The sequence below is a fragment of the Halorhodospira halophila genome (genome assembly GCF_016653405.1).
In the GTDB taxonomy this organism is placed as follows: Bacteria; Pseudomonadota; Gammaproteobacteria; order Nitrococcales; family Halorhodospiraceae; genus Halorhodospira; species Halorhodospira halophila_A.
Genome location: NZ_NHSN01000025.1, coordinates 337,060 through 349,108, shown reverse-complemented (window position 1 = coordinate 349,108; position 12,049 = coordinate 337,060). Strand labels below are relative to the sequence as shown.

General features: G+C 69.4%; 14 protein-coding genes. 7 read left to right on the top strand and 7 right to left on the bottom strand.

What is annotated here, in order from left to right; translation table 11 throughout:
* Positions 1-78: 78 nt before the first annotated feature.
* The 7 genes from CCR79_RS10975 (at position 79) to CCR79_RS10945 (ending at position 5,945) form a co-directional block, all read left to right on the top strand.
* A complete protein-coding gene (locus CCR79_RS10975) occupies positions 79-450 on the top strand; it encodes a hypothetical protein (protein WP_201172326.1) in 372 nt (123 codons plus the stop codon).
* Positions 451-652: 202 nt separating this feature from the next.
* Positions 653-979 (top strand): thioredoxin TrxA, encoded by a 327-nt coding sequence (gene trxA, locus CCR79_RS10970; protein WP_011814842.1) that lies wholly within the window; start codon positions 653-655, stop codon positions 977-979.
* 106 nt (positions 980-1,085) lie between these two features.
* Positions 1,086-2,348 carry a transcription termination factor Rho gene (gene rho, locus CCR79_RS10965; RefSeq protein ID WP_201172324.1) on the top strand — a complete coding sequence of 421 codons (1,263 nt, stop codon included), beginning with the start codon at positions 1,086-1,088 and terminating at the stop codon, positions 2,346-2,348.
* Positions 2,345-3,046 (top strand): hypothetical protein, encoded by a 702-nt coding sequence (locus CCR79_RS10960; RefSeq protein ID WP_201172311.1) that lies wholly within the window; start codon positions 2,345-2,347, stop codon positions 3,044-3,046. The genes rho and CCR79_RS10960 overlap by 4 nt, the downstream gene beginning before the upstream one ends.
* Positions 3,047-3,136: 90 nt before the next feature.
* On the top strand, positions 3,137-3,727 hold the full coding sequence (locus tag CCR79_RS10955) for an LPP20 family lipoprotein (protein WP_201172310.1): 591 nt from the start codon (positions 3,137-3,139) through the stop codon (positions 3,725-3,727).
* An 8-nt stretch (positions 3,728-3,735) separates the two neighbouring features.
* A complete protein-coding gene (locus CCR79_RS10950; protein ID WP_201172308.1) occupies positions 3,736-3,939 on the top strand; it encodes a hypothetical protein in 204 nt (67 codons plus the stop codon).
* Between the two features lie 11 nt (positions 3,940-3,950).
* Positions 3,951-5,945: a hypothetical protein gene (locus CCR79_RS10945; protein WP_201172306.1), complete on the top strand. Its 1,995-nt coding sequence runs from the start codon at positions 3,951-3,953 to the stop codon at positions 5,943-5,945.
* A 102-nt stretch (positions 5,946-6,047) separates the two neighbouring features.
* Here CCR79_RS10945 and CCR79_RS10940 read toward each other — a convergent pair whose 3' ends face one another.
* The 7 genes from CCR79_RS10940 to argA all read right to left on the bottom strand — a co-directional run bounded on the left by CCR79_RS10940 (position 6,048) and on the right by argA (position 12,044).
* Entirely contained in the window at positions 6,048-7,166 is a 1,119-nt protein-coding gene (locus tag CCR79_RS10940) for a porin (protein ID WP_201172304.1), read from the bottom strand.
* Positions 7,167-7,475: 309 nt separating this feature from the next.
* Complete coding sequence (locus CCR79_RS10935) at positions 7,476-8,438, bottom strand: radical SAM protein (protein WP_201172301.1); 963 nt, start codon at positions 8,436-8,438, stop codon at positions 7,476-7,478.
* 12 nt (positions 8,439-8,450) lie between these two features.
* The gene (locus CCR79_RS10930; protein WP_201172289.1) at positions 8,451-8,939 is read right to left on the bottom strand and encodes a dihydrofolate reductase; all 489 of its coding nucleotides are present in this window, start codon (positions 8,937-8,939) and stop codon (positions 8,451-8,453) included.
* A gap of 25 nt (positions 8,940-8,964) precedes the next feature.
* The gene (locus tag CCR79_RS10925; protein WP_201172287.1) at positions 8,965-9,453 is read right to left on the bottom strand and encodes a hypothetical protein; all 489 of its coding nucleotides are present in this window, start codon (positions 9,451-9,453) and stop codon (positions 8,965-8,967) included.
* Positions 9,431-9,796 (bottom strand): nucleotidyltransferase domain-containing protein, encoded by a 366-nt coding sequence (locus tag CCR79_RS13705; RefSeq protein ID WP_201241444.1) that lies wholly within the window; start codon positions 9,794-9,796, stop codon positions 9,431-9,433. The genes CCR79_RS10925 and CCR79_RS13705 overlap by 23 nt, the downstream gene beginning before the upstream one ends.
* 88 nt (positions 9,797-9,884) lie before the next feature.
* Positions 9,885-10,679, bottom strand: a complete 795-nt coding sequence (locus tag CCR79_RS10915) for a thymidylate synthase (protein ID WP_201172280.1) — start codon at positions 10,677-10,679, stop codon at positions 9,885-9,887.
* A gap of 30 nt (positions 10,680-10,709) precedes the next feature.
* Positions 10,710-12,044, bottom strand: coding sequence for an amino-acid N-acetyltransferase (gene argA / locus CCR79_RS10910; protein ID WP_201172277.1), 1,335 nt, complete (start codon positions 12,042-12,044; stop codon positions 10,710-10,712).
* Between the last annotated feature and the right edge of the window lie 5 nt (positions 12,045-12,049).

The window sequence follows — 12,049 nt, the reverse complement described above, 5'->3', positions numbered from 1 at the left end:
TGATTGTGGAGTCTCACCCGCATCATTATAGGATCATAGCCTGTCCCGTAGCGGAGGTAACCGGAATTGGCCGAGTCCATGGCCCCCCTGGAAGAGGTGGAAGCGCAGCTGACCCGTATCAGCCACTGCGTCGCCGAGGCGGTGGCGGCGGTCTGCAGCGACCCGGGCGCCTCGCCGGTGCTGCGGGCGGTGTTCGAGGAGCTGCTGCGCAAGAGTGAGGCGACACTCAACTGCGTCGAGTGTCAGCGCTTGTGCTGTTTCCGCGCCCGGGTGATCGAACTCGAGCAGGCGGCGGATTCGGCACGCGCCGCAGCCATCGCCGACGAAGGCGCCGGCGAGCAGACCCAGGAGCGGATCCTCGCCGCCCACGACGCCCTGCGCGACCTCAAACAGGTGGCAGAGCGTGGTCTGCGCTGCTGCGAAGCGCTCGGCGCCTGCCAGCGCAGTTGACACGCTGGCCGAGGGCCGCTATTTTCCGTCCTACTACAACCGCGCGTCGCGCGCCGGCTCTTTTGGCAGCGCAGCGCCCAATCCCGCATTCGGCCCCCTTGTCGGGATCCTCGGTTCCAATCAGCGAGCGGTTTCCAATTTTCCGAGCCCCGCGCAGCGGCTCCGCCCATATCGACGCAATCGAACCTGGAGGTCTTCTACCGTGAGCGACGCAATCGTGCACGCCACCGACCAGAATTTCGAGCAGGAAGTGCTTCAAGCCAGCGTGCCGGTGCTGGTGGATTACTGGGCCGAGTGGTGTGGCCCGTGCAAGATGATCGGCCCCATTCTCGAAGAGATCGCTGCCGATTACGGCGACCGCCTCAAGGTGGTCAAGCTGAACATCGACGAGAACCCGGAAACGCCGCCGAAGTACGGCATCCGCGGGATCCCCACGCTGATGCTGTTCAAGGGCGGGAACGTCGAGGCCACCAAGGTCGGCGCGCTGTCCAAGTCCCAGCTGACCGCGTTCATCGACAGCAACCTGTAGCGAAACCGCCGCGGCGCCGCCCCCGGATGCAGTCCCGCGCTACCGCGCCCCTGCGGACCTCCGGCGGGACGGCGCCCCCGTGACCCTCCCCACGCCGAAGCGAACCATGAATCTCACCGAGCTCAAGAGAAAGCCAGCCACCGAACTCCTGGAGATCGCCCAGTCCATGGGCATTGAGGGCACTGCCCGCTCCCGGAAGCAGGACATCATCTTTGCCATCCTCAAGGCCCACGCCAAGAACGGCGACTCCATCTACGGCGACGGCGTCCTCGAGATCCTCCAGGACGGCTTCGGCTTCCTGCGCTCCGCCGATGCCTCGTACATGGCCGGGCCCGACGATATCTACGTCTCGCCCAGCCAGATCCGGCGCTTTGCGCTGCGTACCGGGGACACCATCACCGGCAAGATCCGCCCGCCCAAGGATGGCGAGCGCTACTTCGCGCTGCTCAAGGTTGACCAGATCAACTTCGAGCCGCCGGAGGCGGCCAAGAACAAGGTCCTCTTCGAGAACCTGACGCCGCTCTTTACCCGCGACCGCATGCGCATGGAGCGGGGCAACGGCTCCACCGAGGACCTCACCGCCCGCGTCATCGATCTGGTCGCCCCCATCGGCAAGGGCCAGCGTGGCCTGATCGTCTCGCCGCCGAAGGCCGGCAAGACGATGATGCTCCAGAACGTCGCCCAGAGCATCACCTACAACTACCCCGAGTGCTACCTCATCGTCCTGCTCATCGACGAGCGGCCCGAGGAGGTCACCGAGTTCGCCCGCTCGGTGCTCAGCGCCGAGACCGTCTCCTCCACCTTCGACGAGCCGGCCTCGCGCCACGTCCAGGTCGCCGAGATGGTCATCGAGAAGGCCAAGCGCCTGGTCGAGCATAAGAAGGACGTGGTCATCCTGCTCGACTCCGTCACCCGCCTGGCGCGCGCCTATAATACGGTAGTGCCGTCCTCCGGCAAGGTGCTAACCGGCGGTGTCGACGCCAACGCCCTGCACCGGCCCAAGCGCTTCTTCGGCGCGGCGCGCAATGTCGAGGAGGGCGGCAGCCTGACCATCCTCGCCACCGCGCTGGTGGAGACCGGCTCGCGCATGGACGAGGTGATCTACGAGGAGTTCAAGGGCACCGGCAACATGGAGCTGCACATGGACCGGAAGATCGCCGAGAAGCGCATCTACCCGGCCATCCACCTCAACCGCTCCGGGACCCGCCGCGAGGAACTGCTGATGACGCCGGAGGAGCTGCAGAAGACCTGGATCCTGCGCAAGCTCTTGAACAACATGGACGAAGTCGCCGCCATCGAGTTCCTCCTCGACAAGCTCAAGGACACCAAGACCAACACCGAGTTCTTCGAGGCCATGAAGCGCACATGACCCTGCCGCGCCGCCGCGTCCGTGCCCCGCTGATCGCCGCCGTGGTGATGGCGGTGGCCGGCCCGGCGTCGGCGCACGGCTACCAGGGTGAGCGCGGATACGACGTGGATCTGCGCATCAGCGGTGCCCACGCCCAGACCGACCTCGACTACGGCAATCGCACCGTCGAGCACCGCACCAGCCGCGTCGGCTTCCAGCTCTTCGAGGTCGGCAACCCGCAGATCCAGCCCGGCCTGTTCGGCGGCTGGATGCGCTCCCGGGTGGACGACCCCGGCCCCGCCCCCGACAGCCAGGTGGCCGACACCACCCGGCTCAGCGGTTACTACATCGGCGCCGGCGTGCGCTCGCACCTGTTCCACCGCGAGCCGGTGAGCCTGCTCGGCGAGGTCCGCTACACCTGGCACGACGTCGACGGCAGCAGCAACGGCCGCGAGGTCGAGCGCGAGTGGACCGAGCTGCAGGCGCGGCTCGGGCCGGTGGTGCGCGTCGGCCCGGTGCGCTGGAGCGTGGGCGGCTACCTCAGTGCCATCGATGGCGATCAGTACGTGAATGGTGTACGCGAGGGCTTCGAGCAGGACCGGCTCACCGGCGCCTACACCCAGCTCGATCTGATGGTCGATCGCACCGGCTACGTCGGCCTGCACGCGGACACCGGCGGCAGCGCCGGCGTGCACATGGTCTTCGGCCGCATCTTCTAGCCCGGATACCCGGCGCGCAGCAGGGGTGATTGGGCTATAGTAGGGGCTGGTGGAGACCATCCACGAAGCGGCTTTCACCCCGGAGGATCCATGCCCCTGAACCGTTTCCCCGCCCTGCTGGCGGCCAGCGCCTTGGCCGCGACCCTGATCGGTTGCGGCACCACCCCCGACGAGCCGCCCGAGACCGAGCCCGAGGCCGAGGAGCGCCTGGGGCTGCCCGGCTGGTACGTGCAGCGCGAGACGCCGGAGGAGTCCATGGTGGTCTACGGCTTCGGCGTCTCCCAGGCCGAGCCGGACTATCCGGATCAGATGCGCCGCCAGGCGCGCACCAACGCCGCCGCCGAGATCGCCGAGCAGCTGACCCAGACCATCCAGGCGCTCAACAGCGAATACTTCGACCGTCAGGACCTGGGCCGTGACGAGGAGGGCGCGCGCACCCGGCAGCAGCTGCAGCAGAGCACCGAGCAGTGGATCGACCAGACCCTGGTCGGCGTGCAGGTCAAACGCACCGACGTCACCGAGGACGGCCGCTGGGTGGTGATGTCGCAGTACGATCTGGAGCAGGACTTCGACGCCTACTTCCGCGCCATCGGAGCCGAGGACGACGATGGGCTGCGTTCGGATCTGCGCGGCGCCGCCGAGAACCACCTGGACCGGCTGCGCGAGCGGGTCAACCAGTAGGGGGCACCATGCGCCGTGGCCGGACGTTGTTGATCCCGCTGCTCGGCGCGCTGCTGCTCGGCGGCTGTGCCGAGCGGGTTGAGCGCAGCGCCAGCGAGCGGGCCGCCGAGCGCGCCCTGGAGGAGGCCGAGACCCGCGAGGAGCGGGAGCAGGCCGAGCAGGATCTGGAACGGGCCCGGGACGAGCATCGCGACCGCATGCAGCAGCGGTGACGGGGGCTCCCGTGCCGGGCCGCCTGCCACGTTTCGCCGCCGTCCTGCTGCTGGTTGGCGGGATGGTGCTCGGCGGCGGGTGTGCCTGGCTCGGCGATCGCCACCCCGATGCTGCGGAGTTGCGCGAGCAGGGGCGGGCGGCGGCGGAGCCGGGTTACACCTACGGGCACGGCACCGGCGAGACCCCCGAGGAGGCACGCCAGTCGGCCCTCTACGAGATCGCCGGCGAGGTGGTCACCGCCGTGCGCGGCGAGCAGCGCGAGGTCTTCCGCAGCCTGCAACGCCGGGGTGAGGTCGCCGGGGACGAGGTGGAGCGGGACACCGAGCTGGAACTTACCGCCACCGTGGCCTCGGTGAGCCACGTCGCCCTGGAGGGTGCAAGCGTAGTGGCCGAGCAGCGGGTGGCCGAAGGGTGGTACGTTCGGGTTCGCCTGCCCGATGCGCGCATGGATCGGCTGCGCGCCCAGGCCCGGCGCAACGCCCCGGCCATGGCGCAGTTCGAGCTCACCGAGGCGGTGCCCGAGGACCGCCCCGGGCAGCGCTTCGCCCGCGCGGCGCGGGGCCACCAGACGGTGGTGCGCACCGGCGTGGGCGATGAGCGACTCTACAGCCCCCGCCTGGGCGAGACCACCTTCGCCGCCTACTTCGAGGAGACCGCCCGGGAGGCCGCCGCGCAACTGCAGGTGATCCCGGTGGTGACCGACGGCGAGGTCCGCTTCGTGGCCGTGGACCGCCACTCCCTGCGCCCACAGCCCAACCTCAAGCTGCGCATTGGCGGCATGACCCTGCTCACCGATGACGACGGCTGGACGGCGGCGCGCAGCCTGCGCGGGCTCTCCGGGCAGCTGCGGGTGGAGGTCCTGGGCGATCCGGCGCAGCCGGTCAGCCGGGCGCCGCATCTCTGCTGCCTGGTCAACCCGCGCCCCGAGGGGGTAGCGGCACAGGATCCCGCTACCCTCTACCTCCACACCCGGCCTAGTGGCGCGGTGGTACGTGTCGACGGCCGCGATTACGTCACGCCGGCGCGGGTCCCGGTGCGCCCGGGGCGCAGCTACCGCATCCGCGTGCTGGACACCGCGGAGTACCGCGGCGAGACGGCCACGGTGGAAGTCGGCGAGCGCAGCCCGGCGGCCTACTTCTCGGCCCGCCTGACCGAGCGCCAGTACGGCCATCTGGACCTGCGTGCCGCCGGCCGGCACAGCGTTATCCGCCTGGACAGCCACGAGCACCAGGAGCCCGGCGCCATCCGCCGCCCCGCCGAGGCCGGGGGCTACACCGTGCGCATCACCCGGGACGATCCCGACTACCAGGACATCGTCGATGAGCTGGTGCTGCGCCCGGACCAGCGCATCGAGCGCCGTTACAAGGAGCCGCGCTACCGCCGCCCCTACCACTACGGCTGGCGCTGGGGCGTGAGCGTGGGCAGCCTTGGCGGCGAGCCCTACGACAGCTACCGCCTGCCGGGCAGCGACGGCGGGGTCGATTACAGCGACCGCCCGGACGGCTTCGATGGGCTTACCCGGGTGGAGCGCGACGGCGAACTCAACGTCCACTTCGGCGTTCAGGGGCAGTACTTCGCCGATCGCCTGCCGGTTACCGCCAGCGGCAGTCTCGGTCTGCGCAGTGTGAGCTACCGGGTGGAGAGCGCCGCCGGCCAGCGCGATGACGTCGATCTGGACACCGTGCAGCTGACCATCGGCGCCGGGTTGTGGCGGCCCCTGGGCGAGAGGGGCGTGGGCTGGCTCACCGCCAACCAGGCGTGGGAGCGCAGCCGTTGGGACGATGACGAGAGCGCGGTCCCCATGCCCGGCGGGCGCAGCTCCAATCGCTACCCCTTCCTCGAGCTGGGCGGGCAGTGGGGACCGTGGCTGGTGAGCGCGCGCATCGCCGCCGGCGGCGAGGGCCTGCGGCCGCTGCTGCTCGTCGGTCTCGGCGGCACGGCCATGGAGCGCGGCTACCGCCTGCCCGCCGAGGTCGAGGCGCGCCCCGGCACCCACTTCGATTAGCAGCCCGATCTCGAGACAAAAAAAGGGCGCCCGAGGGCGCCCTGGAGTCAGACAAGGCCCCGGTTGCACCCGGGGCTTCTTGTTGTGCGGGTGAGGACCGCTTTAGAAGTTGTAAATCACGCCTCCGGACACCACCGTGCCACTATCGCCGGGCTCGATGCTCGGCTCGTCTTCGATGGCAGTGCTCGGTGCCGTAGAAGCGTAGCCGTGCGGCACAATGGCTTGTTCATCGTCATTGTCGATAAAGACAGCGTTGGCGTAGAGCGTGGTGCGCTCAGCCAGCGCGAAGTCGTAGCCTACCGCGAAGATGCTCGCGTCGGAGTCGCTGCGATCCCCGCTCAGGTACGAGAGCTGGGCCTTGGCAGTGCCGCGTTCGGTGACCGGCATGTTGCCGCCCAACCAGACGGCGCTGTTGTCGGCGTCATCGTCGTCGCTGCTGACCGTCAGCGCGCCGCCGCCGACATTCACGCCGCCCAGGTCGTAGTTGCCCTGGGCCACGAACACCATGGCGCTGTCGTCCGGATCGTCCACTGCGTACCACTCGGCGACGGTGCCCTGCAGCGAGAGCGGGCCCTCCGCGTAGTCCACCATCACCATCCAGTTGTGCTCCTGATCCCCGGGGATGTCCACATGCGAGGGCATCAGGATGGCGCGCGCCGACACCGACCCGAAGCTCGGGGTGGTGTATTCGATGGCCGGGTTTGACTGTTCCTCGTCCCAGTTATCATCGGCGAACCCGTACCGAGCCGGCAGCGGGGTTGCCGCGCTGAGAATATTGGCCGGGTCCCCTGCCTGCGTGGCGAAGTAGTTGCCGGGGCCGTAAGCGATGCTGTTGAGGATGCCGAGACGGCCCACACGCAGTTGGCCGAGCTCGTCAGAGCGTAGGCCGACGAAGGTATCTCGCTTGGCATCCCCATCATTCAGGAGGTTATCCAGATCCTCGAAGCTGTCGAGGTTCATCTGGATCTCGTACTGATAGAAAGCAGTGACGCCGTTGTCCAGCTCATTCTCGCCCTGGATACCCAGTCGGGAACGACGGTCGTGCACCTGCAGACTGCCACTGTCGCCGTTTGCGTCATCGTATCCCTCATGGTCAAGGGAGAGGTGGACGCGACCGTACAGGTCGAACCAGCCCATGCCGTCGTCGTGGCTGTCGGCAAGGACGGCCACCGGGGCGGCCATGGCGGTGGCCGTCGCCAGAGTGATGAGTTGCTTCTTCATAGGGGGTGCTCCTCGTCTTTTTCTGAGCTTCTGCTTTTGTCGTTCTGTCAGCCGGGGCCGCCGTTTCCGCGAGCCGGTCCCTCACCAACCGTTGTCGGCCGGTGCCGGCGATGCTTGAGTGCCCCCGCGTCACGGGCTCCGTTGAGCCTTTTCAAGCGGCTCAGCGGATACGCCACCTTTTACACGATGGTCGAGGATCGGCGCAATACGTCTGGTGGGGAATGGCGCAATATTTTCAATAAGTTTCGCAGGCCTCTTGCAGTAGTGGTTGAAGGCGTGCGCGGCTTCGCGGCACCCAAGTCCCTGACGTCACTCCGCCTCGCCCCGGGCGGCGCGGTCCGTGGCCTGGTAGAACACCCCGCGCTCCTGCACCACGGCGGTGATTTGCCCCTCTGCCTCCAGGGTGGCCAGGCGTGCGGTCACCTCGTCGGTGGGGAGGCCGAGCAGGTGCGCCAGGTCGTCGGCGGTGCAGGGGCGGCGGGCCAGGGTCGCGAGTACGGTGTTGGAGCCGCCATCGCTGCGGTAGCCCGCCTCGGTGGCAGGGGGCGGGGCGGCGCCGACTACGTGGACGTTCCCCAGCCCCCATTCGGCGGCGATTCGCTCCAACTGCTCGCGCGGGGCGGGCTGTAGGTCGGTCTCGGTGCCGGGGCGGTCGAGGGTATTGAGCTGGATGCGGTCGGCGCGGATGCGCACCAGGGCCTCGCGCAGGGCGGCCAGGTCCTCGGGGTGGTCGTTGTGGCCGGGGAGGATCACCACCTCCAGCCAGATGGCCCCGCTGAAGCGGTCGCGGAAAGCCACTAGGCCGTCGAGCAGCGGCTGCAGGCGCACCCGCGGCGAGGGGCGGTCCATGCGCCGGAAGGTTCGCTCGGTGGCGGCATCCAGCGACGGCATGACGACATCGGCGGCGGCCAGCTCGGCGCGCACCTGCGGGTCGTCGATCAGGCTGGTGTTGGTGATCACCGCCGTGCGCGCCTGCGGCGCGCGTTCGCGGATGAAGGCCAGCACCTCGCCCAGGTGGCTGTTGAGGGTGGGTTCACCGGCGCCGGAGAAGGTGAAGAAATCCGGCGGGCGGTGGTGGGCCAGGTAGTGCTCGAGTTCGGCGGTCACCGCCTCCAGCGGCACGTAGGTGTCGCGGGCGACGGTCAGCCGGGTGGTGCGGCCGCACTCGCAGTAGACGCAGTTGAAGCTGCACACCTTGTGCGGGACCAGATCCACGCCCAGGGACATGCCCAGACGGCGGGAGGGGACGGGGCCGAACAGGTACTGGTACACGGCGCCTCCGGGTCAACCGTCGCGACGGAGCAGGGTGCGGAAGGTCAGGCGGTAGCCGTCTTCCTCGGCCTCGTCCCGGGCGGTCTCCCGCCAGTCGTCGCCCAGCGCCGGGAAGGTGGTGTCGCCGGGCGGGGCGTCATCCACCTCGGTCAGCTCCACCCGGTGGGCGCGGGGCAGGAAGAGCCGGTAGACCGCGCCGCCGCCGAGGATCATCACCTGCTCGCCCCCGGCCGCCGCCTGGGCGCGGGCCAGGGCGCTCTCCGCGTCGGCGGCCACCTCGACGCCTTCGGCGGCGAAGGCCGGGTCGCGGCTGAGGATAATGTTGGTCCGCTGCGGCAGCGGGCGGCCGATGGCGGCGAAGGTGCGCCGGCCCATGATCACCGGGTGGCCGCGGGTGATCGCCTTGAAGTGCTGTAGGTCACAGCGGAAGTGCCACGGCTGGTCGCCGTCGGCGCCGATGACGCCGTTGCGGCCGACGATGGCGACAAGGACGATTTCCATGAATCCGTTCCCCGGTGGAAGAGGGTTAATGGTCGTGCAGGCCGAGTGCTCGCCCGAACACGTGCAGGTCGTTGCGGAAGGCGGTTAGTGCGTCGAGTGCGTCGCCTCCGGCCCGGCGCGTTTTCCGCCAGTCGAGTTCAGCGCCGTAGCCCTGGCGGGAGCGATGTCTGAAACCGCGTAGATCGTGGAGCCGCTCGGCGGTCTCCGATGAGAGCAATGGCGGCCGTTGGCTGTCGGCGCCTTCGTGGGCAAGGCGGTCAATCAGGCGCCGGTGCCAGTCGCGGCCGGCGGGCGCTTCTCCATCGCAGTGCTCGGCAACGATGTTCAGGACTCGTTCCATCCCGGTGTAGAGGGACTCAACGGCATCGGAGAGCGCCTTCTTATCCCGCCATTCAACATAAGAGTCCGACGGCGGGTCTTCGGGCATTTCCTGGAGCAAGCGTTGCGTGAACCCTTCCTCGCGCTCGAGACGTTCAAGTTCAATCTCGATATCACGCCAGATTGCTTCGGTCACGGGCGGCCTCAAGGAATCGTCGGCGGAGTTCGGGATGACTGACCTCATCGAGATAGACGACATCAAACGGGATGCCGGCCATCGTCTCCTCGATGACGCGCTCCAGCCGATACCGCAGCTCCTCGTCGGGCAATCGGATGATCAGGAAGTCGACATCCGAGCGCTCGTGGAATGTGCCCCGTGCCAGCGATCCCGTCACGCGGGCTTCCACTCCAAGCTTCTGAAGGCGTCCCAATGCCTCATGAGCAAGAGGGAGTACGCGATCCCGCGCAGCCTGCGCTCGCTGAGTGCGCAGTCGCCGGTAGTTGGAAGTGTGCTGCGGCTTCGCGGGTGTCTCGGCCATGCTGGCATCCTGAGGTCGCCGTGGGTCGCGCTTAAAACTGCGTCATATCACGCCTCATGATGGCATATCGGAGTTATTGGCTGCAGATTCACACCGCCACCGGGGCGGTCAGCTTGGGGTGGGGGTCGTAGCCCGTCAGCTGCAGGTGCTCGAAGCGCACCGCAAAGAGGTCGGTGACCGCCGGGTCGATGTGCAGGGTGGGCAGTGGCCGCGGCTCGCGGCCGAGCTGCTCGCGAGCCTGTTCCAGGTGGTTGAGGTAGAGGTGGCAGTCGCCGCCGGTCCAGATGAACTCGCCCACGTCCAGGCCCACGTGGCGGGCCACCAGGTGGGTGAGCAGGCTGTACGAGGCGATGTTGAACGGCACGCCCAGGAACAGGTCGGCGCTGCGCTGATAGAGCTGGCAGGAGAGCCGCCCGTCGGCCACATAGAACTGGAAGAGCAGGTGGCAGGGCGGCAGGTTCATGCGCTCAAGCTCGCCCACGTTCCAGGCGCTGACCAGGTGCCGGCGGGAGTCGGGGCGCTCGCGCAGCTGGTCGAGTACCTGGCGGAGCTGATCGATCTCGCCGCCGTCCGCCGCGCGCCAGCTGCGCCACTGGGCGCCGTAGACCGGTCCCAGCTCGCCGTCCGGGTCGGCCCACGGCGACCAGATCCGCACCCCGCGCTCCTCCAGCTCGCGGGCGTTGGTGCTGCCGCGGATGAACCACAGCAGCTCCTCGGCCACGCCGCGCCAGAACACGCGCTTGGTGGTCACCAGCGGGAAGCCGGCCTGCAGGTCGAAGCGCATCTGGTGGCCGAAGATCGACAGCGTGCCGGTGCCGGTCCGGTCGGCCTTGCGGTGGCCGTGCTCCATGACGTGGCGGACGAGATCGAGATAGGCGCGCATCAGCCCGAAGCACTCCTCAGGTTTGGCGGATCACGGAATGTCCCGGACCAGGACCTTCGAGCCCCGGGTCCGGTCGTAGAGCGCCCGCCGCGTGGCCGGTAGGGCCTCCGGGGCGGCGGGCTCGAAGCCGCGTTCGCGGAACCAGTGCTCGGCCCGGGTGGTGAGCACGAACAGCCGGTGCAGCCCGTGGCCGCGGGCCTGCTGCTCCAGGCGGCGGACCAGGGCGTCGGCGCGCCCGGCGCCGCGGTAGTCCGGGTCCACGGCCAGGCAGGCGATCTCGCCGGCATCCTCGGCCGGCCACGGCAGCAGGGCGCCCGTGGCGACTACGGCGCCGTCGCGCTCGGCCACGGTGAAGGCGCTGATCTGCTCTTCGAGCAGCTCCTGGGGGCGGTAGACCAGCGCGCCGCTCTCCTCCAGCGGGCGGATGAGGCCGAGGATGCCGGGGATGTCGTCGAGCCCGGCGGTGCGCAGGGACTCGAACGGCTCCGGGGCGATCAGCGTGCCCACGCCGTCCCGGGTGAAGAGCTCCAGCAGCAGGGCGCCGTCCTGGGTGCGGTCGAGCAGGTGGACCCGGCCGACGCCGCCCAGGCAGGCCTGGTGCGCGCTGTGCAGCAGGCGCCGGGCGTCGTCGGCGAGCCCGCCGGCGTCCAGGCGGGCCCGCGCCTCGCGCGGGGTCAGTTCGCGCACCGGGGCGCCGTCGGCGTCGCGCAGGGGGGCGTGCCGGGTCAGATGGATGAGTTTGTCCGCCGCTAGCGCCTCGCCCACGGCCCGGGCCACGGACTCGGCCGAGAGGTTGAACGCCTCGCCGGTGGGCGAGTAGCCCAGCGGCGAGACCAGGGCCACGTCGCCGTCGTCCAGGCGCCGGCGCAGGGCGTCGGCGTCCACCCGGCGTACCTCGCCGGTGTAGAGGTGATCGATGCCGTCGCGCACCCCCACCGGGCGGGCGGTAATGACGTTGCCCGAGGCTACGCGTAGGCGCAGGCCGGCCATCGGTGAGGTGGCCACGCCGGTGGAAAGGCGCGCCTCGAGCCGGGTGCGTACCTCGCCGATGGCATCGCGCACGCACTCCAGGGCGTCGCCGTCGGTGATGCGTAGGCCGGTGCTGCCCTGGGCGTAGCGCGGTTCCAGGCCGCGGCGGCGCAGGCGCCCCTCCACCTGGGGGCGGGCGCCGGGGACCAGCACCAGGCGCACGCCCAGGCTGGCCAGCACCGCCAGGTCGTGGATCAGGCCGTCGATGCGCGGGCCCTCGACGGCGGCGCCGGGGAAGGCGACGACGAAGGTTCGCCCGCGGTGGGCGTTGATGTACGGCGCCGCGTGGCGGAACCACTCCACGAACTGCTGCGGATCGAGGTCGGCGAGACGCATTGGGG

Bases quoted from the DNA above. Each gene is read 5' to 3' on its own strand.
- CCR79_RS10975 (WP_201172326.1), top strand. From the start codon at position 79: ATGGCCCCCCTGGAAGAGGTGGAAGCGCAGCTGACCCGTATCAGCCAC.
- rho (WP_201172324.1), top strand. From the start codon at position 1,086: ATGAATCTCACCGAGCTCAAGAGAAAGCCAGCCACCGAACTCCTGGAG.
- CCR79_RS10960 (WP_201172311.1), top strand. From the start codon at position 2,345: ATGACCCTGCCGCGCCGCCGCGTCCGTGCCCCGCTGATCGCCGCCGTG.
- CCR79_RS10955 (WP_201172310.1), top strand. From the start codon at position 3,137: ATGCCCCTGAACCGTTTCCCCGCCCTGCTGGCGGCCAGCGCCTTGGCC.
- CCR79_RS10950 (WP_201172308.1), top strand. From the start codon at position 3,736: ATGCGCCGTGGCCGGACGTTGTTGATCCCGCTGCTCGGCGCGCTGCTG.
- CCR79_RS10940 (WP_201172304.1), bottom strand. From the start codon at position 7,166: ATGAAGAAGCAACTCATCACTCTGGCGACGGCCACCGCCATGGCCGCC.
- CCR79_RS10930 (WP_201172289.1), bottom strand. From the start codon at position 8,939: ATGGAAATCGTCCTTGTCGCCATCGTCGGCCGCAACGGCGTCATCGGC.
- CCR79_RS13705 (WP_201241444.1), bottom strand. From the start codon at position 9,796: ATGGCCGAGACACCCGCGAAGCCGCAGCACACTTCCAACTACCGGCGA.
- CCR79_RS10915 (WP_201172280.1), bottom strand. From the start codon at position 10,679: ATGCGCGCCTATCTCGATCTCGTCCGCCACGTCATGGAGCACGGCCAC.
- argA (WP_201172277.1), bottom strand. From the start codon at position 12,044: ATGCGTCTCGCCGACCTCGATCCGCAGCAGTTCGTGGAGTGGTTCCGC.